This is a genomic window from Brevundimonas sp. GN22, from assembly GCF_054824005.1.
Genome location: NZ_JSYD01000051.1, coordinates 35349 through 61518, shown reverse-complemented (window position 1 = coordinate 61518; position 26170 = coordinate 35349). Strand labels below are relative to the sequence as shown.

At 61.8% G+C, this 26170-nt stretch carries 31 protein-coding genes and 1 pseudogene; 18 read left to right on the top strand and 14 right to left on the bottom strand.

Annotated elements, in window-relative coordinates:
• On the top strand, window positions 1-237 hold a 237-nt coding region (locus tag OB03_RS08225; protein ID WP_461343800.1), incomplete at its 5' end, for a hypothetical protein.
• A 142-nt stretch (window positions 238-379) separates the two neighbouring features.
• On the opposite strand, the gene OB03_RS08220 is transcribed toward OB03_RS08225, so the two are convergent.
• From OB03_RS08220 to OB03_RS08210, 3 genes are all read right to left on the bottom strand, one after another.
• A complete protein-coding gene (locus OB03_RS08220; RefSeq protein ID WP_242915361.1) occupies window positions 380-658 on the bottom strand; it encodes an HU family DNA-binding protein in 279 nt (92 codons plus the stop codon).
• A gap of 116 nt (window positions 659-774) precedes the next feature.
• The gene (fliP, locus tag OB03_RS08215) at window positions 775-1581 is read right to left on the bottom strand and encodes a flagellar type III secretion system pore protein FliP (protein ID WP_242915363.1); all 807 of its coding nucleotides are present in this window, start codon (window positions 1579-1581) and stop codon (window positions 775-777) included.
• Window positions 1578-1973 (bottom strand): flagellar biosynthetic protein FliO, encoded by a 396-nt coding sequence (locus OB03_RS08210; RefSeq protein WP_461343799.1) that lies wholly within the window; start codon window positions 1971-1973, stop codon window positions 1578-1580. Before OB03_RS08210 ends, fliP begins: the two co-directional genes overlap by 4 nt.
• Window positions 1974-2111: 138 nt before the next feature.
• Here OB03_RS08210 and flgB point away from each other — a divergent pair, with 138 nt between their 5' ends.
• Genes flgB through OB03_RS08195 form a run of 3 tightly spaced genes read left to right on the top strand, consistent with a single transcriptional unit; the run spans window position 2112 to window position 3297 of the window.
• Window positions 2112-2519, top strand: coding sequence for a flagellar basal body rod protein FlgB (gene flgB / locus OB03_RS08205; protein ID WP_242915367.1), 408 nt, complete (start codon window positions 2112-2114; stop codon window positions 2517-2519).
• Window positions 2520-2538: 19 nt separating this feature from the next.
• On the top strand, window positions 2539-2973 hold the full coding sequence (gene flgC / locus OB03_RS08200; protein ID WP_461343798.1) for a flagellar basal body rod protein FlgC: 435 nt from the start codon (window positions 2539-2541) through the stop codon (window positions 2971-2973).
• Window positions 2974-2985: 12 nt separating this feature from the next.
• Window positions 2986-3297 carry a flagellar hook-basal body complex protein FliE gene (locus OB03_RS08195; RefSeq protein WP_242915371.1) on the top strand — a complete coding sequence of 104 codons (312 nt, stop codon included), beginning with the start codon at window positions 2986-2988 and terminating at the stop codon, window positions 3295-3297.
• Window positions 3298-3375: 78 nt separating this feature from the next.
• Here the strand turns inward: OB03_RS08195 and bamE are convergent, their stop codons facing one another.
• Entirely contained in the window at window positions 3376-3699 is a 324-nt protein-coding gene (bamE, locus tag OB03_RS08190; RefSeq protein WP_461343797.1) for an outer membrane protein assembly factor BamE domain-containing protein, read from the bottom strand.
• 27 nt (window positions 3700-3726) lie between these two features.
• Complete coding sequence (gene folE, locus OB03_RS08185; protein ID WP_242915375.1) at window positions 3727-4314, bottom strand: GTP cyclohydrolase I FolE; 588 nt, start codon at window positions 4312-4314, stop codon at window positions 3727-3729.
• Between the two features lie 143 nt (window positions 4315-4457).
• On the opposite strand from folE, the gene fliQ reads away from it, so the two are divergent.
• From fliQ to cckA, 4 genes are all read left to right on the top strand, one after another.
• Complete coding sequence (gene fliQ / locus OB03_RS08180) at window positions 4458-4721, top strand: flagellar biosynthesis protein FliQ (RefSeq protein WP_242915377.1); 264 nt, start codon at window positions 4458-4460, stop codon at window positions 4719-4721.
• Between the two features lie 7 nt (window positions 4722-4728).
• Window positions 4729-5499 (top strand): flagellar biosynthetic protein FliR, encoded by a 771-nt coding sequence (gene fliR, locus OB03_RS08175; protein ID WP_461343796.1) that lies wholly within the window; start codon window positions 4729-4731, stop codon window positions 5497-5499.
• The gene (gene flhB, locus OB03_RS08170; RefSeq protein WP_242915381.1) at window positions 5492-6571 is read left to right on the top strand and encodes a flagellar biosynthesis protein FlhB; all 1080 of its coding nucleotides are present in this window, start codon (window positions 5492-5494) and stop codon (window positions 6569-6571) included. Before fliR ends, flhB begins: the two co-directional genes overlap by 8 nt.
• 155 nt (window positions 6572-6726) lie before the next feature.
• Window positions 6727-8745 carry a cell cycle histidine kinase CckA gene (gene cckA / locus OB03_RS08165; protein ID WP_242915382.1) on the top strand — a complete coding sequence of 673 codons (2019 nt, stop codon included), beginning with the start codon at window positions 6727-6729 and terminating at the stop codon, window positions 8743-8745.
• 7 nt (window positions 8746-8752) lie between these two features.
• Here the strand turns inward: cckA and OB03_RS08160 are convergent, their stop codons facing one another.
• Window positions 8753-8944, bottom strand: a complete 192-nt coding sequence (locus OB03_RS08160; RefSeq protein WP_461343795.1) for a hypothetical protein — start codon at window positions 8942-8944, stop codon at window positions 8753-8755.
• Between the two features lie 182 nt (window positions 8945-9126).
• On the opposite strand from OB03_RS08160, the gene OB03_RS08155 reads away from it, so the two are divergent.
• The 6 genes from OB03_RS08155 to OB03_RS08130 all read left to right on the top strand — a co-directional run bounded on the left by OB03_RS08155 (window position 9127) and on the right by OB03_RS08130 (window position 14182).
• On the top strand, window positions 9127-9741 hold the full coding sequence (locus OB03_RS08155) for a superoxide dismutase (protein ID WP_461343794.1): 615 nt from the start codon (window positions 9127-9129) through the stop codon (window positions 9739-9741).
• Window positions 9742-9893: 152 nt separating this feature from the next.
• Window positions 9894-12242 (top strand): bifunctional diguanylate cyclase/phosphodiesterase, encoded by a 2349-nt coding sequence (locus tag OB03_RS08150; RefSeq protein ID WP_461343793.1) that lies wholly within the window; start codon window positions 9894-9896, stop codon window positions 12240-12242.
• A 188-nt stretch (window positions 12243-12430) separates the two neighbouring features.
• Window positions 12431-13048 (top strand): 30S ribosomal protein S4, encoded by a 618-nt coding sequence (rpsD, locus tag OB03_RS08145; protein WP_242915389.1) that lies wholly within the window; start codon window positions 12431-12433, stop codon window positions 13046-13048.
• A gap of 163 nt (window positions 13049-13211) precedes the next feature.
• Window positions 13212-13604, top strand: a complete 393-nt coding sequence (locus OB03_RS08140) for a hypothetical protein (protein WP_461343792.1) — start codon at window positions 13212-13214, stop codon at window positions 13602-13604.
• Between the two features lie 96 nt (window positions 13605-13700).
• A complete protein-coding gene (locus OB03_RS08135; RefSeq protein ID WP_461343791.1) occupies window positions 13701-13826 on the top strand; it encodes a hypothetical protein in 126 nt (41 codons plus the stop codon).
• Window positions 13823-14182 carry a hypothetical protein gene (locus OB03_RS08130; protein ID WP_242915393.1) on the top strand — a complete coding sequence of 120 codons (360 nt, stop codon included), beginning with the start codon at window positions 13823-13825 and terminating at the stop codon, window positions 14180-14182. Before OB03_RS08135 ends, OB03_RS08130 begins: the two co-directional genes overlap by 4 nt.
• A gap of 8 nt (window positions 14183-14190) precedes the next feature.
• On the opposite strand, the gene OB03_RS08125 is transcribed toward OB03_RS08130, so the two are convergent.
• The 4 genes from OB03_RS08125 to OB03_RS08110 form a co-directional block, all read right to left on the bottom strand.
• Window positions 14191-14616: an acyl-CoA thioesterase gene (locus tag OB03_RS08125; protein ID WP_242915395.1), complete on the bottom strand. Its 426-nt coding sequence runs from the start codon at window positions 14614-14616 to the stop codon at window positions 14191-14193.
• A 17-nt stretch (window positions 14617-14633) separates the two neighbouring features.
• Window positions 14634-14981 carry a Grx4 family monothiol glutaredoxin gene (gene grxD, locus OB03_RS08120; RefSeq protein WP_242915397.1) on the bottom strand — a complete coding sequence of 116 codons (348 nt, stop codon included), beginning with the start codon at window positions 14979-14981 and terminating at the stop codon, window positions 14634-14636.
• A gap of 81 nt (window positions 14982-15062) precedes the next feature.
• Window positions 15063-16313, bottom strand: a complete 1251-nt coding sequence (locus OB03_RS08115; RefSeq protein WP_461343790.1) for a hypothetical protein — start codon at window positions 16311-16313, stop codon at window positions 15063-15065.
• A gap of 103 nt (window positions 16314-16416) precedes the next feature.
• Window positions 16417-16779, bottom strand: coding sequence for a hypothetical protein (locus OB03_RS08110; RefSeq protein WP_461343789.1), 363 nt, complete (start codon window positions 16777-16779; stop codon window positions 16417-16419).
• A gap of 310 nt (window positions 16780-17089) precedes the next feature.
• Here OB03_RS08110 and yczE point away from each other — a divergent pair, with 310 nt between their 5' ends.
• Entirely contained in the window at window positions 17090-17680 is a 591-nt protein-coding gene (yczE, locus tag OB03_RS08105; RefSeq protein WP_461343788.1) for a membrane protein YczE, read from the top strand.
• Here yczE and OB03_RS08100 read toward each other — a convergent pair.
• Both OB03_RS08100 and OB03_RS08095 read right to left on the bottom strand, forming a co-directional pair.
• On the bottom strand, window positions 17677-18738 hold the full coding sequence (locus OB03_RS08100; RefSeq protein WP_461343787.1) for a bifunctional transcriptional activator/DNA repair enzyme AdaA: 1062 nt from the start codon (window positions 18736-18738) through the stop codon (window positions 17677-17679). The genes yczE and OB03_RS08100 overlap by 4 nt on opposite strands.
• Before the next feature lie 99 nt (window positions 18739-18837).
• A complete protein-coding gene (locus tag OB03_RS08095; protein ID WP_461343786.1) occupies window positions 18838-20469 on the bottom strand; it encodes a peptide chain release factor 3 in 1632 nt (543 codons plus the stop codon).
• 74 nt (window positions 20470-20543) lie between these two features.
• On the opposite strand from OB03_RS08095, the gene OB03_RS08090 reads away from it, so the two are divergent.
• Window positions 20544-20783, top strand: coding sequence for a hypothetical protein (locus OB03_RS08090; protein WP_242915405.1), 240 nt, complete (start codon window positions 20544-20546; stop codon window positions 20781-20783).
• Between the two features lie 71 nt (window positions 20784-20854).
• On the opposite strand, the gene OB03_RS08085 is transcribed toward OB03_RS08090, so the two are convergent.
• Window positions 20855-22501 carry an MFS transporter gene (locus OB03_RS08085; RefSeq protein ID WP_242915407.1) on the bottom strand — a complete coding sequence of 549 codons (1647 nt, stop codon included), beginning with the start codon at window positions 22499-22501 and terminating at the stop codon, window positions 20855-20857.
• Between the two features lie 148 nt (window positions 22502-22649).
• Here OB03_RS08085 and trhO point away from each other — a divergent pair.
• Together trhO and OB03_RS08075 are read left to right on the top strand one after the other, a co-directional pair.
• Window positions 22650-23582, top strand: a pseudogene (gene trhO, locus OB03_RS08080) (oxygen-dependent tRNA uridine(34) hydroxylase TrhO); the annotation flags it as partial.
• A gap of 104 nt (window positions 23583-23686) precedes the next feature.
• Window positions 23687-24436 (top strand): SDR family NAD(P)-dependent oxidoreductase, encoded by a 750-nt coding sequence (locus OB03_RS08075; protein WP_461343785.1) that lies wholly within the window; start codon window positions 23687-23689, stop codon window positions 24434-24436.
• Window positions 24437-24439: 3 nt separating this feature from the next.
• Here OB03_RS08075 and OB03_RS08070 read toward each other — a convergent pair whose 3' ends face one another.
• Window positions 24440-26092: a sensor histidine kinase gene (locus OB03_RS08070; RefSeq protein WP_461343784.1), complete on the bottom strand. Its 1653-nt coding sequence runs from the start codon at window positions 26090-26092 to the stop codon at window positions 24440-24442.
• Between the last annotated feature and the right edge of the window lie 78 nt (window positions 26093-26170).

Here is a 26170-nt window from a genome sequence, read left to right as displayed (position 1 = left end):
TCGCAGCGCTATAGCCCGTTTGCAGCAGGGTCGCGTTCACCCGGTGCAATGCGGATTGCTCTGGCAGGGCTGGAAGGCCAGGGCGCAGGCGGTCCTGCAGACTTCAGCAATCTGAGCGCACAGGCCGACGCCTATGCCGGCTGGATTGCCGAAACCAAGGCCGACTTCCGCGAGCGTACCCAAAGCAAGCCTGCGACCGCTCCGGCAGCGCGCCCAGCCGCAGCACCTGCAGCCTAAACACTAACGATTTCGAAGATTGCGGCGGGCGGCATCCGGTCAGGAACGCTGTCATCGCTATCTCTCGCCAAGGGCCGCGTGGAGAGATGCGGAAAGAAGTGGAAACGGCGACACCCGTAGGTGCCGCCGTTGTCCGAAAGGATTAGCTGTTAACAGCGTCCTTGAGCGGCTTCGACACGCGGAAGCGCACGGCCTTCGAGGCCGGGATCTTGATGGTCGCGCCGGTAGCCGGGTTGCGGCCTTCGCGTTCTGCACGCTCAGCGGTGTCGAACACGCCGAGGTTCGAGATGCGCACGTCGCCGCCCGACTTGAGCGACTTGTGGATGTTCTCGACGATGGCGGTCAGAACCTTGCCGGCGTCTGCCTGCGAAACACCTGCGTCCTTGGCGACGGCAGCGATCAGTTCGGCTTGAGTGGTCATGAGGGTCGTTTCCCAAAGTGGTCGCCCGCGAACGTCGGGCGAAGATGAGGGATCAACGACGGTTTCGGGCGATTTGGCAAGCCCCCAAACCGCGCAAAAGCCCATGTGGTGGGGATTTATCCCCCGCCAGCCGCTCTTTGGAAGCTTTCGACGAGGCTTCCGGCCACCAAACGCCAGCCATCAACGAGCACGAAGAAGATCAATTTGAACGGCAGGGAAACCACGGCCGGCGGCAACATCATCATACCCATGGACATCAGCACGCTGGCGACCACCAAATCGATCACAAGAAACGGAACAAAAAGAAGAAATCCGATCTCGAAGGCCTTCTTCAATTCGCTGATCATGAAGGCCGGAGTGACCACCTGAAGGGGCAGTTCCTGAAGGTCTGTCGGGGGCTCGATTTTGGCCAGTCGGGTGAACAGGCCAAGGTCACCACGGTCGACCTGAGCCAGCATAAAGGTTTTTACAGGTTCTGACGCTGCATCGAAGGCTTGGGGCAGTTCCATCTGCTGATCCATCAGGGGACGGATGCCCGAATCATATGCAGCCTGCCACGTCGGCGTCATCACAATGGCCGAGAGGAACAGGGCCAGAGACACCAGCACAGCATTGGGCGGCGACTGCTGAAGACCCAGCGCCGTGCGCAGCAGAGACAGCACCACGACGATCCGCACGAAGCTAGTGGTCATGATGACGATGGACGGTGCCAGCGACAGCACCGTCATCAGGGCGACAAGCTGGACCACCCGTTCGGACAGGCCTGCGCCCGTGCCCAGATCGACATTGATGGCCGATTGCGCGAACGATGCGACCGGCCATGCCATGCAAAGCAGGGTCACAAGTGCCGACAAGGTCGCGGCGCGTTTCAACTCGGCGCGCGTCGGCTTTACGAACAGCGACAGCGGTTGGACGCGCTTCATAGCTGATCCCCCAACGAGCGGGCACGCGTGTGCGGCGGCTTCATTCCTGACAGCGCATCTCTGAAGCCACCCGTGGAGGGGCGGACAGGTTCGGGCGCGGGGACATGTGCCTGTGGGACTTCGACAATACCACGAGGCTCGATCAGTTCGCGACCTTCGCCCAGCAGCAACAGGCGCTCTTCCTGATCCACCTTGACCAGTACAAGACGGCGCGACGGGTCCAGCATCAGGGTTTCAATGACCTTGAGGCGCTTGTCACGACGCGGAGCGGAGCCCTGAAGCTTCGCCATCATCTCGGGGGCGTAGCGGCGCACAACATAGGCCGCCATACCGATCAGGCCCAGTGTGATGGCAAGCCCGAAGATGGCTCGCAGCAGGTCTATCCAGTTCATCGATTGTCCGAGGCCCCCGGCATGCGCCGTTCTATGGCCAAGGTTTCCGCTAACGTGGTTAACACGGCTTTAAGATATAGAGACTATTAACCCTGTAGGCGGCAAATTCTGCCGATCAATCATTATGGGGCGTGGGGCGTGTCCGTAACCGACCTGTCACTGCTGAACCAGATCAAGGGTCGCCTTGGCTGGCTGGACGATCGCCAGCGGGTGATCGCACAGAACGTCGCCAACTCGGATACGCCGGGTTATGCGGCGCGTGATCTGAAAGTCCCCACCGACTTTGCCGCGGCGATGAACAAGCAGAACGGGGTGCGCCTGATGGCGACGAACGCTGCGCACATTGTCCCTCCGGGCCAAGCGGTACGTTTCGACGTCAACCGCGCGCCTGACAGCGAGACGACGCTGGATGGCAACTCGGTCGTGGTTGAAGAGCAGATGTTGAAGATGGCCGAGAGCCGCATGGCCTATGACGCGGCCATTGGCTTCTATCAAAAATCCATGTCGATGATCCGTATGGCGGCACGCCGTCCGGGTCAGGGCTGAGTTCTGGAGGGACTGATCCATGGCTGATCCAATCAACGGTCGCCCCGCAACGGCTCGCAACCCCGCCATGGGCGTGGCAGCCTCGGCCCTGCGCGCACAGCAGTCGCGAATGCGTGTCATCGCCGAGAACATAGCCAATGCGAACTCGACTTCGCCGGTGGCCGGTGGTGATCCGTATCGTCGCCAGATGCCGGTGTTTCAGGCCCGCGACCTGAACGGCTCGACCGGCGTGGTGCTGGCAGACGTTCGTCCTGACCAGAGCGATTTCAAGTTGGAATACGACCCGTCGCACCCAGCGGCCAACGCCGAAGGCTATGTACGCCGTCCCAACGTCGACACTCTGGTCGAAGCCATGGACATGCGCGAAGCCCAGCGTGCCTATGAAGCCAACCTCAATGTGATCGAGACGGCCCGCGTGATGGAATCGCGCACTCTCGACATCATCAAACGCTAAGGGCGCTAGACGATGAATCCGATGATGGCGGCACGCCTCTATTCCACGGTTCAGGGCACGGCTGCGCCGACGGTCGCCAAGCCCGAGATGGCTGCGCAGACCAAGGGTGCGGGCTTTGCCGAAATGCTGCAATCGGTCGTCGCCCAGACCGCCGAACAGACTCGCGGTGCCGAAGTGCAGATGGCCCAGAACGTCAACGGTCAGGGCAACCTGATCGACGTCGTCACCTCCATCAGCGCCGCAGAGGCATCGTTGGAAACGGTACTGGCCGTCCGCGATCAGGTGATTTCGGCCTATAAAGAAATCATGGCCATGCCGATCTGATCGGCGCGCATGGGCCTAACGAAAAAGGGCGGCTCCATCATTGGGGCCGCCCTTTTTGTTTGCCGGATTAGCCGGAAGCTAATTTGGCGAAGTGGTTGTCGTGGTTCGTGTTGTGGTCACGGTATCGCCAAACCCGCTGACCCTGCCGAACATGAAGGTCACCGAGAGTTCTTTGGTGCGCTCCGTTCCGTCGTCATCGGTCGAAATGCCACGCTCGAAGTACCAAACCTCGTTGCCTCGGGCATCGGTTTCCATCCGGTACGGACTGCCCATGGCCTCGCGAACCTGTGACTTCGTCATGCCGTAACGGGCTGGTGTCGGTTCAATGCTCCATTCTGCGGAAGCGCAGGCGGACAGGAGAGAAGTAACGGCGAGGATGGCCCAGATATTCGGTCGCTTCATGCCGTTACTCCTGACTGTATTTCGAGCTTAGCTCCGAACCAGACGAAGGAATTCTTCGCGGGTGCGGGCGTCTTCTCTCACCGTCCCCAGCAAGCACGAGGTCGTCAAGCTGGAGTGAGGAAGATTTACACCTCGCATGGTCATGCAGGAGTGCTCGGCTTCGATCACCACGCCCACGCCGTGCGGTTTGAGCACTTCCATGATGGCGTTGGCGATTTCCGAAGTCATCTTCTCTTGAATCTGGAGGCGGCGGGCAAAACCCTGAACCACGCGGGCCAGTTTGGAAATGCCAACCACGCGGTCGGTCGGAAGATAGGCAACGTGGGCGCGGCCGATCACCGGCAGCATGTGGTGTTCGCAGTGCGAGACGAAGCGGATGTCCTTCAGGACGACCAGCTCGTCATATCCGCCAACTTCCTGGAAGGTCCGCAGCAGATATTCCTTCGGGTCGACGTCATAACCTTGGAACAGCTCGCGATACGACTTGGCCACGCGCTTGGGCGTGTCCAACAGGCCCTCGCGGTCGGGATTGTCCCCGGCCCAGCGGATGAGGGTACGAACGGCGGCTTCGGCCTCTTCGCGAGAGACGTCGGCAGGGTGCTGGTGATCAGTCATGAATGCTCTTTAGGACAGACCGCGACGTTTGGGGAGGGTGCTTGGGTACGGTTTTACTTATCAACCGGATCACCTTCGCTGTGTGGTTATCAACTCGTTAACCATAGTGTCGGCATTTATTGCCTAGGTTGTCGGAGCGGGTCATGAGTGGCGCGGAAGTACTGGATGTGGGGCGTGATGCCCTGTGGCTGACGATCCAGCTGTGCCTGCCGGCTCTGGTCGTGGCGCTGGTGGTCGGTGTGGCCATCGGTCTGTTCCAGGCTTTGACCCAAATTCAGGAACAGACGCTGGTCTATGCGCCTAAGATCATCGCCATCTTCGTCACCCTGTTGCTGGCTCTGCCGCTGATGGGGGCGCTGATGGGTGCGTTTATGCGCGACATCGCCGCCAAAATCGCCGGAATCTAGGGGGCGGATGGAGCCCTACGCCACAGTCGCACAGGTTTGGGCGGGCGGACTTTTGTTCGCCCGGCTGGGCGCGATTGTCATGCTGATACCGGGTATTGGCGAAGCCTATGTTCCGGCGCGGGTCCGCCTGTCGCTGGCGCTGCTTCTGGCCATGGCGATGTATCCGATTGTTGGTCACACGCTACCGGCTCTGCCGCCCACGCTGGGCGGCACGGTGGGACTAATCCTGCGCGAGTTGATTGTCGGGCTGGCGATAGGCGCGATCCTGCGCATCTTCATGCAGGCTCTGACGACTGCAGGCGAGATCGTATCGCTGCAGACGACGCTGAGCTTTGCCCAGACCGCCAACCCGATGCAGGCCTCACCGGGTTCGACCCTGTCGGCATTTCTGGCGCTGCTGGGCGTTACGCTCGTGTTCGCCACCAATACGCACCACATGTTTGTGGGGGCGATTGTGGGCTCCTACGAACTTATCGGGCCGACCAAGCCCTTCATCGCTTCGGACTTCACCGCCATGGCCGTCAGGACCATGAGCCAGAGTTTCCTGTTGGGGGTACAACTGGCAGCGCCTGTTCTGGTGTTCGCGCTGGTGTTCAATCTGGCTTCCGGTCTGGTGGCGCGGGTGATGCCCGCGTTTCAGGTTTACTTTGCCGCAGCACCTCTCAGCGTGCTGCTGGGGCTCTCGATCTTTGCGCTCAGCCTGGGCGTGGTGGGGACGGTTTTCATCAGCCGTTACCAGGCGGTGCTGAGCCAGTTCACGGGAGGCGCGCTTGGCTGAAGACGCCGACCAGGACTCAAAAACAGAAGAGGCCACCCCGCGAAAACTCGAGGAGGCGCGCAAGAAAGGTGACTTTGCGCGTTCTCCGGATGTAGCCACAACCATGGCCCTCGGAGGCGCGGCGGCTGTGCTGCTGTTTGGCGGTGCCGGTTTCAGCCAGCAGATCGCCGCACAACTGCTGCCCTTCATCGAGCGTCCGCACACCATGTTGGGCGGACTGGAAGCCGGCGCGGGTATGGAACTGGGCATGACAGCCGTACTGGCTGCGGCACCATTCCTGATGGTCCTTATGCTGGCGGTAATCGTGGGCAGTGTGGTGGGAAATGTGGCCCAGTCGCAGGGCTTCATCTTCACTGCCGAGAAGATCAAGCCCAAGCTGTCGGCGCTAAGCCCTCTGTCGGGCTTCAAACGCATTTTCGGGCCGGACGGTCTGGTCCAGTTCCTCAAGACCTTCCTCAAGCTGGTGGCGATCGGGGGCGTGTGCTGGTGGGTGCTGAAGCCCCACGTGCGCGAGGTCGAGAACATGGCAGCGATGAGCCCGCTGGCCATCCTGCCCTATGCCAAGGACATGGCGTTCAAACTGTTTCTGGCGGCGCTGGTGTTTCTGGGCGCGACGGCGGGAGCAGACTATCTGTGGCAGCGCATCCGCTTTGCCAAACGTATGCGGATGACCAAGCAGGAAACCAAGGACGACTACAAACAGTCCGAAGGTGACCCCCACGTCAAAGGCCGCTTGCGTCAGTTGCGTATGCAGCGAAGCCGCCAGCGGATGATGCAGGCTGTGCCGACCGCGACCGTCATCATTACCAACCCGACCCACTATTCGGTCGCGCTTCGCTATAATCCTGACGACGGCGATCCGGCACCCGTGTGCGTGGCCAAGGGTGTGGATGCTATGGCACTGCGCATCCGCGAGGTCGCTAAGGAACACGACGTGCCGATCATCGAGAACGTGCCTCTGGCGCGGGCGCTTTATGCAACGGTGGATGTCGACGACATTATCCCGCGCGAGCATTTCGAGGCTGCGGCCAAGGTCATCGGCTTCGTGATGCAAAAGCGCAAAGCGCACTGACCTCCATGGTGGTCTAAGGCGGGATTGTCCCGCATAGGCACAGGATCGGGTTAAGCTTCGTTGCATAAACTCGGTGCGAAATGATTCGCTAAGGGCGAGACGTGATGACGGTTTCCACTCCGCAACATCGGCTAAAGGTTCCCAGCGGGCGTTCGATGCGGCTTGATCCTTTGCTGCTGCTGATGGCCGTCGGCTTTGCGCTGACCGTCGCGGCGATTGCCTATCCGGCATTTCGCGTCAGTGCCCTGAGTGCGCCCAGTCTCATTCTGGTGATGACCGCCGGTGCCATCGCCACCATCGGTCTTTTGGTGTTTGGTCGCGGTGAAGCCAGCCGTCCTCTGGGCGATACCGCCGTGGATATGCTGGATGCACTGTCCGAACCGGCGGCTCTTGTTTGGGAATCCGGTCAGGTTCTGGCCTACAACGCTGCCTGGGCTGACGAGAACGGCGACCTCATCCACCTGCCGCGCGGAAAGTCGGGGCGCGCTCTCTACATGGCGTTTGCGCAGGCGCGCGAAGGCGAGCAGGGCCGCGCCATCGTCCAGATCGGTAGCCGCGAAATCGAGGTGCTGATCGGCCTTGCCGGACAGGGACGTTATCTGGTGCGGGCCGCGCCCGAGGCGGTGTTGCCAGTCTCTCTTGCCCCGCAGAATGCGCCTGTCGCCAGCGCGGTGGGCGAACTTCGCGCTATGGCAGCGGGGGCTCCCTTTGGCTCGGGTGTGATCCGTGGCGATGACCTGTTCGCGGGTCGCGTGCACGACGCCAACGCCGCGCTTTCTGTCCTGACCGGGCCGGCAGCGTCGGGGGATGCCGCCTTCGGACACCTGTTTGACGCCGCAGGGCTCGCAGAAGCACGGGCCAAGCTGGAAGCCGGATCGTCCGGTCCCATCGAGCTTATCGCCCGCGCCCATCCGGATCGCAGCCTGCACCTGTATGTCGCGCCCGAGGGCGATGGCCGCCGTATTTGGCTGTTCGACGTTACCGGCCAGAAGTCGATGGAGCTACAGCTCTCGCAAGCCCAGAAGATGCAGGCCGTCGGCCAGTTGGCCGGTGGCGTGGCTCACGACTTCAACAACCTTCTGACAGCGATCCAGCTTCAGTTGTCGGGCCTGCTGGAGCGCCATCCAGTGGGTGATCCCTCCTATGAGGGCCTCAACGAAATCCGTCAGACCGCCATTCGCGCTGCCGATCTGGTGCGCAAGCTATTGGCCTTCTCGCGCAAATCGACTGTGCGCCGCGAACGTCTGGATCTGGGCGAGTTGGTTGGTGAATTCGCTGTCCTGCTGCGCCGTCTGCTGCGTGAGGATGTGCGTCTGGAGACAGACCACGGTCGCGACCTACCGCTGGTGCTGGCCGACAAGAGCCAGCTGGAGACGGCGGTCATGAACCTTGCCGTTAACGCTCGCGATGCGATGCGCGGTGTGGTCGAGCCGGGGGCCGGTGTGGTGACGATCCGTACGCGACGCCTGACACAGAGCCATGCGCGTGATCTGGGCTGGCGGGATGCGACCGAAGAGGTGGCTTTGATCGAGGTGTCCGACACCGGTCCGGGCGTTCCGCCCGAGCTTTTGGACAAGATTTTCGAACCGTTCTTCACCACCAAGGCCGTGAACGAAGGCACGGGCATGGGTCTGGCAACTGTTTACGGCATCGTCCAGCAGGCCGGTGGCCATATCTCTGTGACCAATATCGAGGGCGCGGGGGCCGCGTTCCGCATCTTCCTGCCTGCCGCTTCGGCAGAGGAACTGGTCGAGGTGCCGGTGGTCGAGAAGGTGGCAAAGGCCCCTCGCGACTTGTCCGGCGCAGGCCGCATCCTGTTCGTCGAGGACGAGGCGGCGGTGCGCGGTATTGCGGCACGCCTGCTGCGCCAGCGCGGCTATGAGGTGATCGAGGCCGCCGACGGTGAAGAGGCGCTTGAGCTGGCCGAGGAATGGTCAGGTCAGATCGATATGCTGATCTCGGATGTCATCATGCCGGGGCTGGATGGTCCGTCGCTGCTGCGCAAAGCGCGCAAATATATTGGCGACGTGCCGGTCCTGTTTATCTCGGGCTATGCCGAAAGCGATTTCTCGGACCTGCTACAGGACGAGGTGGGCGTAAGCTTCCTGCCCAAGCCGCTCGATATCAAGTCTCTCGCAGAGCGCGTGAAACAGGAACTCCACGCGGAAGCCTGATCGCGTCTCAGGCGCTGATTTCGAAACGCCAGTCCTCGACACTGCTCTCGGAGCGGCGCTCGCGGGCCTGTGCGTAAAAGAAGTCGGCCATCTCGAAGATTTGCAGCCGCGTCATGCGGCTCATGACGGGTGCAAGCTGCTCTTTCATAAGAGCCAGCTGTTCTTCGGTCACCCGAGAGGAGGGGTCGTATTCGTGCATAAAGGTACCCGGGGAGAAGGCCGTGTTTGAAATTCAACGTAGGGTTCCCGTTTGCGTTCCCCGCCTTCGGTCCTCGCGAAGAAAAATCACGTAAAACGCACCTCGGGGGTTGGGTTCGTGGCACGGCAGCTTAGATAGTAGCCTAGGAATCAAACCATCGACTTTTGATAAGGAGTCTCCTCATGGCCTTCACTCTCCCGCCTCTCCCGTACGCCTACGACGCGCTGGAACCGGCCATCGACAAGGAGACGATGACCTTCCACCACGACAAGCACCACCAAACCTACGTCGACAACCTGAACAAGGCTGTTGATGCCGACGCTTCGCTGCAGGGCCTGCCGCTGGAAGACATGTTCGCCAAGATGTCGTCGCTGCCGAAGGCCGTGCGCAACAACGGCGGCGGCCACTGGAACCACGCCCTGTTCTGGGAACTGCTGGCTCCGGCCGATAAGGCTGGCCAACCGTCGGCTGAACTGGCTGCGGCTATCGATGCCGACCTCGGCGGTATGGACGCCTTCAAGGAAGCCTTTAATGCTGCCGGCGCTGGCCAGTTCGGTTCTGGCTGGGCTTGGCTGATCGTTCAGGACGGCAAGCTGAAGGTCACCTCGACCCCGAACCAGGACAACCCGCTGATGGACGTCGCGGACGAGAAGGGCGCAGTCGTTCTCGGTGCCGACGTTTGGGAGCACGCCTATTACCTCAAGTACCAGAACCGCCGCGCCGACTATCTGAAGTCGTTCTGGACGGTCGTAAACTGGAACAAGGTCAACGAGCTGTACGCCGCCGCTACGGCCTAAGTTCGTACCGCCACCCGATTTTTCGGTGGATAGAAGCAGGGAGCCGGTCATTCCGGCTCCCTGTTTTACGTTTAAGGGTCTGTTATCCTTAAGCGTTCGCAGGGTAGTTACGTCTCGAGGGGCAGAACGAACCCTCAACGTTGGGGCGTAGTATGCGCGTACTGAATTGCGTGGTCGACGACCACAACCTGTTGCTGGTGGCCTTGGCGGCTTTGGTCTGTGTGACCGGCTCGGGCATTACCATGCAGCTGTATCGCAAGATGCGGGGCTGCCGCGGCCTGATGCGTGCCACCTGGCTGGTGACGGGCGCAGGCGCGGGCGGCGCAACCATCTGGTGCACCCACTTCATTGCCATGCTGGCGTGGACCCCTTCGATGGCTACGTCCTACGAGCCGTTTATGACGGCTGGCTCGCTGGTCGTGGCCCTGGCGGGCTGTGCGCTTGCGCTGGGCGTCGGATCCAGCCGCGGACTGGCGGCCAAGCTCATAGGCGGTGCCCTGTTCGGACTGACCGTCACCGGTATGCACTATCTCGGCATGGCGGGATTGGAGAACAAGGCGTTTGTCCTGTTCGATCCCGTCGATGTCGTTGCCTCGGTCGTGCTGGCGGTAGGCTTCGGCGTTCTGGCCTTTTGGCTGGCGGCGGCAGGCCAATTGCCTGCGCATAAGGTGACGTCCAGTGCCGCACTGGTGCTGGCGATCGTGTCCCTGCACTTCACGGGCATGGCGGCCATTACAGTCCTGCCTATGGACGGTTTTGGCCAGTCCCATGGCGTGAACAGCAATCTGCTTGCCTTTGGCGTCGCTGGCGTGGGCTTGCTGCTGCTGGGATCGGCACTGGCGACCTATGCCCTTCAGGAACAGTTCCAGAGGCGCGAACGACGTCGTTTGAAGGCTCTGATCGACGGGACCGCTGACGGCATGGTCGTCGAGATCGCTGGCCGCATCGTCATGGTCAACGAGGCCTTCCTTGACCTGTGCAAGCTGGAGAGCGCCGACCTGACCGGAGCCCCGATTGCCCGCTGGATCGAGGACGCCAATGTGATGACCGGCCAGACGGTGGTGCAGACCCAGCTTCTGACGGACGATCAGGAACTGATCCCTGTCGAGGTGGCTGTGCGTAACGAACAAAGTGAAAGCGGTGCCGCCGTCCGCCTGTTTGCTGTGCGCGATCTTCGTCGCCGTCAGGAGCAGGAACGCCGCATCGCCTTCCTGGCTCGCAACGACAGCCTGACCGGCATGCCCAACCGCGCTTCCTTCCTCGAGAAGATGACGCGAATGACCCATTTGATGGGCGGTGGCGGTGGCTTCGCCCTGCTGGCCATCGATCTGGACCGCTTCAAGGATATCAACGACCTGTACGGCCATGCCGTGGGCGACCAGTTGTTGGTCCATATCGCCGAGAACCTTCGAGCCGCCGGGCGCGAAGGCGAGTTTATCGCGCGTCTGGGCGGGGACGAGTTCGTGGCACTGGTGGCGCTGAATCCGCTCGCCGGCCGTCGCGAGCAAGCTGCCGTGGCCGCTGCACGCCTTCGCGAGGCGATCATCCAGCCCATGGACGGCGAACACACTAATATCGGTTGCGGTGCATCAATCGGCGTTGCGCTGTGGCCGGAAGACGGTGCCGATACTTCGATCTTGATCAACAATGCCGATCTGGCCATGTACCGCGCCAAGGCCTCGGTGTCGGACAAGGTCTGCTTCTACGAGAAGGCGATGGATGAGGCGGTGCGCCACCGTCGCCGCGTTACCGAGGGCCTGCGCAAGGCACTGGAGCAGGATCGCTTCCAGATATTCTACCAGCCGCAGGTGTGCGTCATTGACGGTGAGATCAAGGGCTATGAGGCCCTCCTGCGCTGGCCGCAGGATGATGGCAGCTTCATCTCCCCGGACGAGTTCATACCCGTAGCCGAGGATACCGGCTTGATCCTTCCGATCGGGGAGTGGGTGCTGCGCCGCGCGTGCGAGGAAGCCATGCAATGGGACAAGCCGTATCGTCTCGCGGTAAACCTCTCGCCGGTACAGCTGGGACATACAGACCTGCCCAAGCTGGTGCACCAGATCCTGCTGGATACCGGATTGCCACCCGCGCGACTGGAGCTCGAGATTACCGAGACGGCCATGATCTCGGATATGGCGCGATCTACCCACATTCTGCGCCAGCTCAAGGCGCTGGGGATCAGCATCGCAATGGACGACTTCGGCACCGGCTATTCGTCGCTGTCGACCTTGCGGGCCTTCCCGTTCGACAAGATCAAGCTGGATCGGGCCTTCATGAGCGAACTGGAAGGCAGTCCCCAGTCCCGCGCCATCATCCGGGCGGTTCTGACCATTGGCGAAAGCCTGAACATCCCCGTTCTGGCAGAGGGCGTCGAGACACTCGACCAGTTGGCCTTCCTGCGCGAGCAAGGGTGCGACGAGGTTCAGGGCTTCCTGCTGGGCCGTCCGACACGTCAGGCCTTGCCGCTGGCGACGCAAGAGGCCGCGCTGGCCGTTGCGTAACGACCGTACACGGATAGGCCAAACGCCCGTAAAGATTGACTCTGACGGGCATCAAGGCCATAAGCGCGCCCTTCACACCACGGGTTTGCGCCCGAGGTGCGTTTAAACACGGACGATGCGTGAACCGCCGTTGAGATAGTGCCTCCAATCGGGGAGGGACCGGGCCGCGTCATATAAGAGAGTAGACTATGTCCAAGCGTCATAGCGCCAAGTACAAAATCGACCGCGCCATGGGTGAAAACCTGTGGGGCCGCGCCAAGTCGCCGGTCAACAAGCGTTCGTACGGCCCGGGCCAACACGGTCAGCGTCGTAAGTCGAAGGTTTCGGACTTCGGTCTGCAACTGAAGGCCAAGCAAAAGCTCAAGGGCTACTACGGCAACATCACCGAGAAGCAATTCTCGTCGATCTACGCCGAAGCTGACCGTCGCAAGGGCAACACCTCGGAAAACCTGATCGGCCTGCTGGAATCGCGTCTGGACGCTATCGTCTACCGCGCCAAGTTCGTGCCGACCGTTTGGGCTGCCCGTCAGTTCGTCTCGCACGGCCACGTGACCGTTGACGGCAAGAAGGTTGACATCGGTTCGTACCGCGTCAAGCCGGGCCAAGTCATCGAAGTCAAAGAAAAGTCGCGCAACATGGCTCTGGTGCTTGAAGCCCAGCAGTCGGGCGAACGCGACATTCCGGATTACCTGGAACTGGGCGATCGCGGTTTCTCGGTACGCTACGTGCGTATCCCGGAACTGGCTGACGTTCCGTACCCGGTTAAGATGGAACCGAACCTGATCGTCGAATACTACTCCTCGTAATATTCGGCCCTTGTCCGCCTCGGCGGGCAAAGATCGGTACAGGAAAAGGCCTCGCTTTGGCGGGGCCTTTTTTTATTGCGAAGGTTTAATGGAGAACGGCGTTCACTTTTGGGCCAAATTGGAGCAATAAGGCCGAAGATTCGATGGGGTGTCGGGAGGGGAAATGATCCGGTCACTTATCCGCTCTGGTCTGACAGCAGTCTCTCTGGCTGTGCTGTCGGCTGCCTGCGCCCCTGTCGTGACCTCTGCAGTGGCTCTGAACGAGCCGGGGCGGGTCGAGCCAATCTATGCTGCTGCTGTGGCAGGGAATGTGGCTGTGATCCGCGTGGGCTCCAACGGCTGTACCAGCAAGTCGGATCTAATCCCGCACCTGAGCCGGGGCGTCGGTCAAGCTGTCCTGACCGTTCGCCGGACCCAGATGGACACCTGCTCCGCACCCGAGCGTGAAGGGCTGGAGCTGCAATGGACGTTCGAGGAACTGGGCCTGCCGTCCGGTACCCTGCTGATGGTGAATAACCCGCTGCGCTCGGACACCATAGTAGCGGGTCAGCCCTAGTCAGCGCGCGCCCAAATCTAACCGATTATTCACGGGTAACCGTCTGGTTTTGCTGACACATTGTTCGTCAGACAAAGCTTTGTATGGGGACATACTATGAAATCGCGTTTCGCTACGCTCGCCGGACTGGCGGTGGTCGCTACCTTGCTGTCGGGCTGCATCATTATCGCCGGCGGCGACCGTGTCGTTCACGATCAGCGCCCGATGGAGGCCAGCCAATGACGCGTGCTTTGCTTGCCGCCTTGGCCTGTGTCGGCCTGTCGGGTTGCGTGATTATCGCCGATGGCGAAGGCTCGTCGGTGAAGGTATCTCGCGGCGCGCCGATGGGGCCGTATGTCCGCAGCGTCTCGGCGGATGGCCAGAAGCTGCATGCTACGATCATTACCAACTGCACCCAGCGCGCGGACTTTGAAGTGGTCGTGCGCGATGTATCCGACGTGGCCCAGGTGACCATCTCCCAGCACAAAGACGCGCGCTGCGAAGGGCCGCTGGGCGATGTGCCGATCTATTGGAGCTATCAGGTCTTGGAACTGCCGGCCGGCAAACAGGTTCGCGTGATGAACCCGTTAAGCCTCTAGGGCAGGGGTTAGGCCGAGAACGGGCCTAACATGTCGGCAGGGATGCGTTGGGGGCGAAGGGTGCTGGCTTCGACAAGGCACCATTCCGATACGCCCTGAGCGCAGACCTTGCCGTCTGCGTCCTCGATCCGGACATAGCGGTTAAAACGCGGGCCTTGCGGGTCGCCAACCCATGTACGGGCCTTGATGCCCGTCGCATCGGGCATGATGCCGCGGAAGTAATCAATCTCGTGACGAAGGGCGACCCACGAATATTTCGTGCGGGTCGCCTCGTCGAAGCGGGCGTTCCAGTGGGCGGTGCCGACATCCTGCAACCAACCCACATAGACCACATTGTTGACGTGGCCGTTCTCGTCGATGTGCTCCGGCTTAATATCCAGAGGCACGATGAAGATCTCGCGGTCTTCGCGCGGTTCGAGAACAACCCTCGCCATCAATCAGCCCCCGCTGGTTAGTCTTCGGCCGGGCCGATGCCCTTTTCGGCCATCAGAGCCTGAAGCTCACCGGCGTTGAACATTTCACGCATGATGTCCGAACCACCGACGAATTCGCCCTTAACGTAGAGCTGCGGGATGGTCGGCCAGTCCGAATAGGCTTTGATGCCGTCGCGCAGTTGCTCGGACTGAAGCACGTCGACGCCAACGAAGGCGACACCGACGTGGTCCAGAAGCTGGACAGCGAGGCCCGAGAAGCCGCAGCGCGGCGAATCCGGCGTGCCCTTCATGAACAGGACGACGTCGTGATCTTTAACGGCGTTTTCGATGAAGGCGTGGACGGGATCAGCAGATTGGTCGGTCACTTGAGGCACCTATAAGACGTGCTTGGTCAGCTAGGTGTCCAATGTGGCCGGGTCAAGGTGACCGGCGCGTTTATCCCGAAATCAGGCCGTTTTGGCCAAGAGCATCAGGTCTTTTGCCCTGACGGCCATCGAAGGTACGCCCGACATCGTGGCCGCGTCCGCAGCTTCATAAAGCGCCATACCCAGATCCTGCAGCGGGTAAGACAAGCGTTTGGACAAGCTCATCGCCACCCGCGCCATAGAGATCTGGTCGCTGGCCCAATCAATGGCCGTGGTCTCGTCCATCGGACGGGCGAGGCGGTGACGAAGTACGACTTCAACCTTGGTGATCGCGGTGAAATCACCCGTTTCGTCCGCTTCACTGATGGTGTGCGCATAGAGGCGTTCGCGGATCATGGCCCCGATGATAAGGCCGGGCTTGTCAGTCAGCTTGTGGGCCTGTTCCAGCGCCTCGGGGCTCCCCTCTGCACGTTCGGCCTTCAGCAGTTGGATCGCGGCCCAGTCCATCGGGCTGTGATCGGGCGAGAACTGGTCGGCTGCCGCATCGAACAGCGCACGCGCTTGTTGACGGGCACCGGCGTCATTGGCGATGGCGGCCAGAGCAGCCATACCCGTTCCGCACAGAGCCAAAGCGCGGGCGCGGCTGACGGGTCGCTCGTCGGGCAGGGCACCCTCCACAAGTTCGCGTAGTTCGCGGCCTGCACGATCCAGCAGCTTGGCGTTGCGGGTCAGAAGGCCCGCCTCCAGCGACAAGGCGGCGCGATCCAGTTGCAGGTCCTCGCCTATAGCTGAATCGTCCGGTTTCAGGCCCAGCATGGCTTCGGCCAGTTGGTTGGCGGCATCGGCCATCTTGTCTGCATCATAGGCGACGCGGGCCTTGCGGGCATTCAATCGGGCGCGCAGGGCTTCCACCTCGGCCTGGGTCTCGGAGCGGCGCGCGGCAGGCAGGCCATCGAGGCTGGTCAGCAAGCCATCAAGACGACGCGGGATACCGAACAGGTCAAAGGCCAACATGGCCGTGTGGCCGACGTCGACGGCGGCGCGAATGGTTTGGTCCTCGTTCAGCGCGGCACGGCTGGCATCGCGTCCGGCTTGTTCGGCACGCTGAAGGCTTTCCGAGGAGCCGGAGCGGCGGGCATGTTCGCGCCAGAGAGCGGCTGCGCGCATCCATCCCTCATAGGGACGGGGGCAGGACACGCGACCCGCGTCGATGGATTGGTTGCGGGCTTCGATCTCGACTAGGTTCAATCCGACCAGCTCCAACCAGCCCAGATCCTGGCTATCGCGGGCCTTCTCGAAAAGGCGTCTCAGATCTCTTCCAAACTCGAACATGGGTCCGCTTGTCCCGGTTTGGGATCACGGATTGATCCCTCCTGTTGCCAAGCAAACGCAGCGCCACGACGTTGGTTCGAAGTGAAATATCGTTGATTTTTTATTACCCTAGGGAAGGCGCGGATTTCACGCACCTTTCCAGTTTCTCGACGGTAGTGGGAACGCCCCGGCTAAGTTCGCGCACCGCGCGAATTCGTGCGCTGGACAGATCGCGCTCGGTCAAGGTTGTGGGACGGCCGGAGGCTTGGCCCATCTGGATTGTGGCCAGGGACCAATAAAGCGCGGCGTCAAACAGTAGCCTGCCGCGCGCACTCTCATTGCCTTCCAATTCGGAGCCGGCCTGTGTCACCCCTGCGCATGCGACCGCGTCCGCGTAGGAAACCACCAGCGGGCGCGCAGCCGGCGCAGCAGGCGCGGACTGGCTGAATGCCAGAAGCACCGACATCGCCAAGGCAACACTCAACATGAACTCTCCAAATGGAAGCTGTGCTTCCGCGAGGGTAGGTAATCACTTCTACAGGACGTAGAAAACCCCGCAACACTACGCATTATGCACGGCTTTGCGGCACTTCCATGCTTTGTGGCTGCCTAACCAGTCAGTTGGTGAAGCTCTTTTGCGCTCCGCTCTCGTCCGCGCGGGAGTATAGAAGCCCCACGCCACCTTCATCGTGCGCGTAGCCGTAGGGTGCGCAAAGCGTTCCATCGGCAATGGCGTCTGCGCTGTTCAGCGGCGTTTATCCCTCGCGTCGGAGAGTTGGATCGGGCATGACGGGGTTATGTGGGTGCGTCGATTTATCCAGTTATTGGCAGGCTTGTCGCTGTTCGGCCTTGGGGCCGCGCTTATGGTGCGGGCGCATCTGGGGTTGGATCCCTGGAATGTGTTCCATCAGGGTTTGGCAGGTCTGACCGGCTTAAGCCTTGGCGTGCTCAGCATCCTGTCCGGCGTGGTAGTGATGCTGCTTTGGATACCGCTGCGCCAAAAGCCCGGTGTCGGTACCATTATGAACATTCTGGTGATCGGTCTGACACTGGACCTGTTCCTGTGGCTCATCCCGGAGTTTGACGGATGGCCGCTGCGGGTTTCAGCCTTGCTGATCGGCGTCGTGCTGACGGGTGTCGGCTCGGCCGCCTATATCGGCGCGGGCATGGGCACAGGACCGCGTGACGGGTTGATGGTGGGGCTGAACCGCAAGTTTGGTTGGTCCATCCGCGTCTCGCGCATGCTGGTAGAGTTGGTCGTTCTGGCGATTGGCTGGCTGCTGGGCGGCGTTGTGGGCGTCGGCACCGTGGTGTTTGCCCTCAGCATCGGTCCGCTGGTGCAGTTCTTCTTGCCTTATTTCCAGAAGGGGTGGATGCCGAAGGCCTAGGCCGCCTGTTGGCGGAGCGCCCGCTCGATCTCGATCAGCCGCTGCTTGCGCCATAGCCCGCCCGCATAACCCGTCAACGAGCCGTCCGCGCCGATCACGCGGTGGCAGGGGATCATCAGCGCGATCTGGTTTGAGCCATTGGCGCGGGCGACGGCGCGCACGGCGGTTGGCTGTCCGATCTGGCGAGCGATCTCGCCATAGGAGCGTGTCTCTCCAGCGGGGATGCTCTGCAGAGCCTGCCAGACGCGCTTGTAGAAGTCGGTGCCGTGCATGGCCAAGGGCGTCTCGAAACGGGCAGAGCGGGCGGCGAAATAGTCGGCCAGTTCTGCCTCGGCTTGTTCTGCAGGGGCAAAGCGACCGATACCAAGGCCACCCGGTGTGGCGGCTTGCAGCTTCTTCAGCTCTGCGGGCAGACCCTTGCGGTCCACGAACTCCAGCAGGTGCAAATGGGTGGCGCTGCTGACGGCGATCATATCGCCAAGGGCCGTGGGTATCCACGTCGCGCGCATGTGGCCGTCTGTTTTCAGGTCTGCGGGCGCGCATCCCATCAGCTTGGCAAAGGCCGCACGGAAGGCGGAAGGAGACTCAAAGCTGGCATCCAGTTGTGCAGTCAAAACCGATCCTCCCAAGGCCAGTGTCTCGAAGCCTTCGCGCAGGCGACGCTGGCGGGCCATTTCCAGAAACGTCATGCCGAAGTGGCGTTTAAAGGCGCGGCGCACCGTGGACAGATCGTATCCCATGCGGGCGATGTCCGGCTCGGACCAGCGGCGTTGCGGCTCGGCGTCCAGCTTTTCGAGCAGGGCGGTGACGACCAGATCATTCTGGGCCGCGGCCTGTACGGGATGGCAGCGTTTGCAGGCGCGAAACCCCGCCTCGATGCATTCGCCCACGGTTTCCCTGAAGGTGCAGTTCTCGCGCACTGGCTTGCGTGCCGGACAGGTCAGGCGGCAGAAGATGCCGGTCGAATGCACACACACAAACACCCGCCCGTCATAGCGGTCATCACGCGCGACGAGGGCGTCGTAGAGGGCGTCATCACTGGGCAGGTCGAACAACATTTCCCTGTTCTACTCCATCCAGATGACAGTGCCGCCGATTTTCGGGCGTCTATTGTTTGGGACATGAAAAAGGGGAGGCCGGAGCCTCCCCTGATGCGATCAACCGCGTTCCAGCGTCTTGGAGAAGGTCACCTTGGGGAAGCGCTCCCCCACGTAACCGGTTTCCCACGACGACTTGGCGAGGAAGACCGGGTTCTGGTCAATGTCGGTCGCCATCTGCGGGCGATATTTCGAGGCGAAGTCCTCAAGGTCGGCCTTTTCACCGACAACCCAGCGGGCTTCGGCATAAGGCGACGGCTCGAACAGAACGTCGAGGTTGTATTCGGCACCCAAACGGTCGGCCATGACTTCGAACTGCAGTTGCCCCACGGCACCCACGATGAAGTCTGCGCCGATTTCCGGACGGAACAGCTGGGTCACGCCTTCTTCGGCCAGACCTTCCAGCGCCTTCTTCAGGTGTTTGGCCTTCAGCGGGTCTTTCACACGTACGCGTTGCAGGATTTCCGGCGCGAAGTTCGGCAGGCCTGCAAAGCGCACGAGGCCGCTTTCGGACAGGCTGTCACCTACGCGCAGCACGCCGTGGTTCGGAATACCGATCACGTCGCCCGCATAGGCTTCTTCCGCCAGCTCACGGTCCGAGGCGAAGAACATCATCGGCGCGTTGACCGACAACTGCTTGCCGGTGTTCTGCACCTTCAGCTTCATGCCGCGCTTGAACGAGCCGGAGGCCATGCGGAACATGGCGATACGGTCGCGGTGGTTTGGGTCCATATTGGCCTGAACCTTGAAGACGAAGCCGGTGACTTCGGTCTGGCCCGGATCGACCTCGATGGCCTCTGGTGAAGGGGCGTTGCGGGTTTCCGGCGGCGCTTCCTTGCGGGCGGGCATGACCTTGGGCGCAGGGGCCCACTCGCCGATGGCGCGCAGCAGGTCTTCGATACCGAAGTGGCGAAGCGCCGAGCCCCACAAAATCGGGGTCATGTGGCCTTCAAGGAAAGACTGGCGGTCGAAGGTTGGGTAACCGGCTTCGACCAGTTCCAACGCCTCGGCGGTTTCTTCGTGCTCGCCAGCTTCGAAATACTGGGCGGCCTCGGTCAGTGGCAGGGCGTCCGGATGCTCGGCATCTTCGTTCGAGCCAGCCGTCTTCTTGGCATAGGGCTGGAAGCGGCCGGTGCCGACTTCGACCAGACCGCGCAGACGGTTGCCCGAACCGGCGGGCCACCAGATCGGGGCAGGGTCCAGTTGCAGGCGGCTGGCGATTTCGTCCAGCAGGGCCATCGGGTCCTGAGACTCGCGGTCCAGCTTGTTGATGAAGGTGATGATCGGAATGTCGCGCAGGCGGCAAACCTCGAACAGCTTCAGCGTCTGCGGCTCGATACCTTTGGCGGCATCCAGCACCATGATGGCGCAGTCGGCAGCCGTCAGGGTGCGGTAGGTGTCTTCCGAGAAGTCTTCGTGGCCCGGAGTATCGAGCAGGTTGAACATCTTGCCTTCGTGCTCGAAGGTCATCACCGAGGCGGTGACGGAGATGCCGCGTTCCTTTTCGATCTTCATCCAGTCCGAGCGGGCACGGCGGTTTTCACCGCGCGCCTTCACGGCCCCAGCAGCGCGCAGCGCGCCACCGGCCAGCAGGATATGCTCGGTCAGGGTCGTCTTACCGGCGTCCGGGTGGGCAATGATGGCGAAAGTCCGGCGGCGGCCAGCCTCGTCGGCAATAGTCAGTTTTGACATGGAAAATCCTTTGAGCGGCGGGGTTAGCCGAAAAGCCCCGAAAAGTCACCGTTCACGATGGTGTGAAAGGCCCTATGCAACGCATGGTCTTTGGTGGACGCTTTCCTAGCGAGACGGTGTCCCACGATGGCCACCGCCGCAAAGGGAAAGGAAACGTCATGGCTCTGGTTCACCCGGGTAAGCCGCGCGCGCTCGCTTACGAGCGGTCGGCGCGTGTTTCAAAACCGATGCATCCGGCCTTCGGGTTATTGATGGGCTTCGCGCTACTTCTGTTCGTCGCCTTGGGCGTGCATTTCTTGTTTGGACTTTTCTAGAGAAGTCCAGTCGCACCCATATTCCACAGGGGCCGTATCGTAACAGATGCGGCCCTTGCTCTATTTGCGGCTTAGGACGCCCGTGTCGGATCGGTAAGCGGTTCGCCAAAGTTGCGCTCGGTATGCAGGTGCGGGGACACGCTGCCGGTCGCGCGCTGGATCATCCGGTGCACAGACGGTGGTTGATCGCCTTTGTGAAGAGCACGGATGTCTTCGCCAATGCGGGAGTCCTCGTGGGTCATCCGCTGGTTGTGGCGAATGTAGTCAAGCCAGGTAGCGACCTGATATTTCTCGGTCCAAAGATTGGGGTCAGCCAGATCGCGCATCAGTCGCCATTGGTGCGCGCCGTCACGACGCCGGATACGGCGGCGCTCTTCCATCAACCGCAACAGTTCGGGCACATCCTCGTCGTCGATACGATAGGTGATCGAGATGATGATCGGGCCGCTTCGCGGCTCGATGTGCAGTTCGGTGGACGGCTCGCGCCAGCGGTCCAGCGGGGCGAGGTTCAGGTCTTCACCGTTAGCCAGCGGGGCACGCAGCCCGATGGCCGTGCACAGGACCAGCACACCCGCTGAAATGCATAGCGCCAAGGTAATGCTGTAGTTCTGGGCCAGAGAGCCCCACAGCCACGAACCCGCCGCCATGCCGCCAAAGGCGCACATCTGATACAGCGCCAGCGCGCGCGCCACGACCCACCGCGGTGCAGACATCTGGACGGTGACGTTGAAGGTCGACAGGACCGTGACCCAAGCCGCACCGCCCAGCATCAAGGCGGGCACAGTCAGGTAAATGGTCGGCGCAAACCCGACGCAAATCCCGGCGACGGCAAACGTGAGGGTCCAGAACCTAACGATGGTTTCGGTTTTGAAACGGGCACGCAGTTCGGAAATGAACAGCGCTCCGCCCACGGCACCGACACCGAACGATCCCAGCAGAATACCGTAAATCAGCGGGCCCCCGCCGACTTCGTGACGCGCGATGACGGGCATCAGGGCTTGAAGGCCACTGGCCCCGATACCGAAGATCAGCGCCCGCACCAGCACCGCAACGATGCGCGGCGACAGGATGGCATAGCGCAGGCCGCCGCCCATGGCCGTCAGCAAGCCTTCGCGCGGCAGTGTGTGTTGGGGGCGGTTGGGCTTCCACCGGAACAGCACCAACAGAAGGCCGATATAGGACACCGCGTTCACGGCAAACGCCGCCGCTGCACCGGCGACCGCGACAACCACACCGCCCAGTGCAGGACCAAGGCTTCGTGCCAGATTGAAGCCCATGGAGTTCAAAGTGACCGCCGAGGCCAGATCTTCACGCGGAACGATATCGCCGACAGACGCCTGCCAAGCGGGGCCGTTAAAGGCGACGCCGCATCCGATCAGGAAGGTGAAGCTGAGCAAGATCCACGGCGTGAGCAAACCCATCCATGCCAGAACCGCCAAACAGGCGGAGATCAGCACCATGAAGGTTTGGGCCACCAGCATGATCTTGCGGCGGTCCATGGTGTCGGCCAGCGCCCCCGCCGTCAGCGACAGCAGCATGATTGGCAGGCTGACCGAAGCCTGTACCAGAGCGGTCATCTGGGTGGTGGAGATGGAGGTCATCATCCAGGACGCGCCCACCGACTGGATCAGACCGCCGAAATTGGTGATCAAGCTGGTGATCCAGATGGCCCGGAACAGCGGATGCTTAAGCGGTTCGAGCGGGGACGACTTGGCCACTGTCAACTGAAAGGCACCTATCGGAAAAAGACGCTGCGCGGACGTCTGCGCATCGGCGCGATCACAGTCCACACCGGCCTAACGTCTAAGGCAAGCTTCGGTGTCAGACAGTATGGGTTTTAATGCCCAAAACGCTTATAGAGGCCGCGTGACAGATACCTCCTTCCAAGATTATCCCGTTCTGGTTGCCGCGCTGTACCGTTTCGCGCCGGTGGCTGATACCGCTGCCCTGCGCGAACGACTGATTGCCCTGTGCGGCGACGAGGTGCGCGGCACGCTTTTAGTGGCCCACGAAGGCATCAACGGCACGATTGCCGGACCGCATGATGCGATCAAACACGTTGTCGACGGCATCTATGCCGAACCGGGCTTTGACCGACTGGAGTTGAAATACTCCGGCGCTCACGAAATGCCTTTCTACCGCATGAAGGTGCGGATCAAGAAAGAGATCGTGACCATGGGCCTGCCCAATCTCGATCCGGTCAACGGCGTCGGCACCTATGTGAAGCCGCAGGACTGGAACGCGCTGATTTCTGATCCCGATACGGTCATCATCGATACCCGTAACGACTACGAGTTCGAGATCGGCACCTTCAAGAACGCCATTCAACCGAACACCAAGACCTTCCGCGAGTTCGCCGAATGGTTCGAGAAGGAAGGTCGCGCGCTGGTCACACGTGACAAGCCGACCAAGGTGGCCATGTTCTGCACCGGCGGTATCCGCTGCGAGAAGTCGACGGCCTATCTGAAGTCCGAGGGTATTCAGGAAGTGCACCACCTTGAGGGCGGCATCCTGAAATATCTCGAGGAAATCCCCGAGCCGGAGAGCCTTTGGAAGGGCGAATGCTTCGTCTTTGATGAGCGGGTTTCGGTGGGCCACGGCCTGAAGGTTGGCGAGCACACCCTGTGCCGCGCCTGCCGTATGCCGGTTAGCCCCGAGGGCCAGAAGTCGGCCAAATACGTCGAAGGCATTTCCTGCGACCACTGCTGGGACGAACGTGACGAGGAACGTCGCGCAGCCTACGCCGAGCGTCAGCGCCAGATCGAGCTGGCCAAGCAGCGCGGTAGCGCCCACATCGGCACAGACGCCGTTCGTGCCGCCGAGCAGGCCCGCATCCGCGCCGCCGAGGAACGCGAAAAGGCCCGTCAGGCCGCGCTGAAAGCCAAGGAAGAAGGGGAAACGGCATGAGCCGTACAGTTCTGATTACCGGCGCAACCGCGGGCTTCGGCCTCGCTGCCGCCCGTCGTTTTGCCGCCGATGGCTGGAAGATCATCGCCACGGGCCGTCGCGCAGAGCGACTGGACGCGCTGGTGTCGGAACTGGGCGCGGATGTGGTTCATCCGTGCGCCTTTGATATTCGCGATGCAGCGGCGATTGATGCGGCGCTGGCCAACCTTCCCGAAGCGTTCCAGCAGATTGACCTGCTGATTAACAATGCCGGCCTGGCGCTGGGTACGGGTCCGGCTCAGGAAGCCGATCTGGCGCAGTGGCAGCAGATGGTCGATACCAACATCACCGGCCTGATGACGATCACGCACCGGATGCTGGCGCGCCTGATCGAGCGTAAGGGGGCGATCATCAACATTTCGTCGGTGGCCGCCAACTATCCGTATCGCGGTGGCAATGCCTACGGCGGCACCAAAGCCTTCGTGCGCCAGTTCTCGCTTGGCCTGCGTTCGGACCTGCACGGTACGGGCGTGCGCGTGACGTCGATCGAGCCGGGTATGGCCGAGACGGAGTTCACGCTGGTACGTACCGGCGGTGATCAGGCCGCGTCCGATACGCTGTATGCGGGCGTTGATCCGATGACCGCAGAAGACATCGCCGAGACCCTGTTCTGGGTGGCGAACCTGCCTGCGCACCTGAACATCAACTCTATCGAGCTGATGCCTGTAAAACAGTCGTTTGCAGGTTTTAAGGTCGCTCGCGACTAGGACTTAGAAAGCGGGAATGCGCAGGGTGGCGGTGGTGCCTTCGCCCAGTGTGCTTTCCAGCGTCAGAGTGCCATCGTGCAGTTCCGCAAGGGACCGCGCCAGCGACAGCCCAAGGCCCGTGCCTTGGGCTTTTTGCTTGGCGTCGCCGGCTTGTTCGAACGGGCGACCAAGGCGAGCAAGGTCTTCGGGCGCGATACCGATGCCGTTGTCCTTCACCGTCAGAACCATGGCATTGTCTTCACGGCGAGCGGCCAGTTCGATCTGGCCGTTGGCGGGCGTGAACTTCACCGCATTGCTGAGCAGGTTGACGAGGATCTGTTTAAAGGCGCGGCGGTCCACGTGAACCAACAGCGTTTCGTCCGGGAGGTCCGCGCTGAGGTCGATGGCTTTTTCATCGGCCTGAACCCGCACCAGCGCCATGGCCGCATCGGCCAGATCGCGCGCGTCAATATCCTCGCGATGCAGCTCGTAGCGGTCGGCATCAATGCGCGACACGTCCAGCACGTTGCCGATCACGTCCAGCAGGTGGCTGCCCGCCGTGTGGATGGAGCTGGCATAGTCGATGTAACGATCCGACAGCGGGCCCACCAACTGGCTCTTCATCATTTCCGAGAAACCCAGCACGGCGTTCAGCGGCGTGCGCAGTTCGTGGCTGAGGTAGGCGATGAAGCGTGAACGGGCCAAGACCTGCGCCTCGGCTTCGGCGCGGGCCTGATCAAGCTCGCTCTCCCGGGCGTGCTGGAGGGTGGCGTCCAGCATCAGGGCGGCGATGCGGCGGCTGTCACCCTGCATGCGGCGCACGACCAGTAATACTCGGCGGTCCAGTGCGGCGCGCGGGGTAAAGCGGACCTGCGCGGGCTGTCCGGCCTGAGCGCGGGACAAGGCAGCGCGCACAGCGGGGCGATCGGGCGGGTGGATGGCTTCGATCAAACCGCCTTCGCCGTCGTACTCGGAGAACAGGGCATCCACATCCATAGCCGGAGGCGCGGCACCATAGGCCGCCAAGGCACGACCGTTCGGGGCCAGAACCAGCGTCAGGCCCGGTTGATCGGTCAGGGCGGACTCCATACGCGCCATAGTAAGAGGCACCACGGTTCCGGTGTGACGCGTATTCAGAGCGGCCACCAAGCCGAACAGCAGGACCACGAGCCCCAGCCCCGATGTCAGCAAGGCATTATCGCTCAGCCTTGGGAGCAGGGGGGCAGCGATAGCTCCGGCAAATGCGGCCAGTGCGGCTGCGCCCAAGCCCCAGACCAGCGGGCGCTCGTCTCCGGGCGAGCGGAGCGCCAGACCTCCCAGCACGGGGACGAAAACGAACGGGGAAAGCGGGCCTTGGAAGCCTCCCGTGATGGCCATGGCCACAACAGGACAGACCAGCCACGGGACTACAGCCCAAACGGGCGTGGGCAGCACCGGTTGGGGCCACGGAGACGGCGACTGTGGTAGGGGCTGGATCGCAAAGACACCGACTGCCGGCAGGGCAACAACCATGAGCGCCAGCAAGGTCAGGACATCGGCGCCCGAAAACAGCGCCATCACCGTCAGTGCCAGAAGACTGATGCCCCACAACAGATGCCAAATCGCGCGGCGACGCGCCTGGGCCGGATCGGGCAGGACCAGCGTCGCAGCAGAAGGCGGGGTGAAGGGAGCGTTCAAGGTGCGGTTTCGGGTCCTGTCAGATGTGACCACAGCGCGTGGTGGTCACAGAATCATCCCTCTAGGATAGCGCCCAGC

Excerpts from the sequence above, each read along its gene's own strand:
- cckA (WP_242915382.1), top strand. The coding sequence starts at position 6,727 with ATGCGGCTTGATCCTTTGCTGCTGCTGATGGCCGTCGGCTTTGCGCTG.
- OB03_RS08075 (WP_461343785.1), top strand. The coding sequence starts at position 23,687 with ATGAGCCGTACAGTTCTGATTACCGGCGCAACCGCGGGCTTCGGCCTC.
- OB03_RS08220 (WP_242915361.1), bottom strand. The coding sequence starts at position 658 with ATGACCACTCAAGCCGAACTGATCGCTGCCGTCGCCAAGGACGCAGGT.
- OB03_RS08155 (WP_461343794.1), top strand. The coding sequence starts at position 9,127 with ATGGCCTTCACTCTCCCGCCTCTCCCGTACGCCTACGACGCGCTGGAA.
- OB03_RS08195 (WP_242915371.1), top strand. The coding sequence starts at position 2,986 with ATGAATCCGATGATGGCGGCACGCCTCTATTCCACGGTTCAGGGCACG.
- folE (WP_242915375.1), bottom strand. The coding sequence starts at position 4,314 with ATGACTGATCACCAGCACCCTGCCGACGTCTCTCGCGAAGAGGCCGAA.
- bamE (WP_461343797.1), bottom strand. The coding sequence starts at position 3,699 with ATGAAGCGACCGAATATCTGGGCCATCCTCGCCGTTACTTCTCTCCTG.
- OB03_RS08095 (WP_461343786.1), bottom strand. The coding sequence starts at position 20,469 with ATGTCAAAACTGACTATTGCCGACGAGGCTGGCCGCCGCCGGACTTTC.
- fliP (WP_242915363.1), bottom strand. The coding sequence starts at position 1,581 with ATGAAGCGCGTCCAACCGCTGTCGCTGTTCGTAAAGCCGACGCGCGCC.
- OB03_RS08125 (WP_242915395.1), bottom strand. The coding sequence starts at position 14,616 with ATGGCGAGGGTTGTTCTCGAACCGCGCGAAGACCGCGAGATCTTCATC.
- OB03_RS08130 (WP_242915393.1), top strand. The coding sequence starts at position 13,823 with ATGACGCGTGCTTTGCTTGCCGCCTTGGCCTGTGTCGGCCTGTCGGGT.
- yczE (WP_461343788.1), top strand. The coding sequence starts at position 17,090 with ATGTGGGTGCGTCGATTTATCCAGTTATTGGCAGGCTTGTCGCTGTTC.
- OB03_RS08150 (WP_461343793.1), top strand. The coding sequence starts at position 9,894 with ATGCGCGTACTGAATTGCGTGGTCGACGACCACAACCTGTTGCTGGTG.
- rpsD (WP_242915389.1), top strand. The coding sequence starts at position 12,431 with ATGTCCAAGCGTCATAGCGCCAAGTACAAAATCGACCGCGCCATGGGT.
- OB03_RS08160 (WP_461343795.1), bottom strand. The coding sequence starts at position 8,944 with ATGCACGAATACGACCCCTCCTCTCGGGTGACCGAAGAACAGCTGGCT.
- OB03_RS08115 (WP_461343790.1), bottom strand. The coding sequence starts at position 16,313 with ATGTTCGAGTTTGGAAGAGATCTGAGACGCCTTTTCGAGAAGGCCCGC.
- OB03_RS08100 (WP_461343787.1), bottom strand. The coding sequence starts at position 18,738 with ATGTTGTTCGACCTGCCCAGTGATGACGCCCTCTACGACGCCCTCGTC.
- flgC (WP_461343798.1), top strand. The coding sequence starts at position 2,539 with ATGGCTGATCCAATCAACGGTCGCCCCGCAACGGCTCGCAACCCCGCC.
- OB03_RS08140 (WP_461343792.1), top strand. The coding sequence starts at position 13,212 with ATGATCCGGTCACTTATCCGCTCTGGTCTGACAGCAGTCTCTCTGGCT.
- fliQ (WP_242915377.1), top strand. The coding sequence starts at position 4,458 with ATGAGTGGCGCGGAAGTACTGGATGTGGGGCGTGATGCCCTGTGGCTG.
- OB03_RS08090 (WP_242915405.1), top strand. The coding sequence starts at position 20,544 with ATGCAACGCATGGTCTTTGGTGGACGCTTTCCTAGCGAGACGGTGTCC.
- OB03_RS08135 (WP_461343791.1), top strand. The coding sequence starts at position 13,701 with ATGAAATCGCGTTTCGCTACGCTCGCCGGACTGGCGGTGGTCGCTACC.
- OB03_RS08110 (WP_461343789.1), bottom strand. The coding sequence starts at position 16,779 with ATGTTGAGTGTTGCCTTGGCGATGTCGGTGCTTCTGGCATTCAGCCAG.
- OB03_RS08210 (WP_461343799.1), bottom strand. The coding sequence starts at position 1,973 with ATGAACTGGATAGACCTGCTGCGAGCCATCTTCGGGCTTGCCATCACA.
- fliR (WP_461343796.1), top strand. The coding sequence starts at position 4,729 with ATGGAGCCCTACGCCACAGTCGCACAGGTTTGGGCGGGCGGACTTTTG.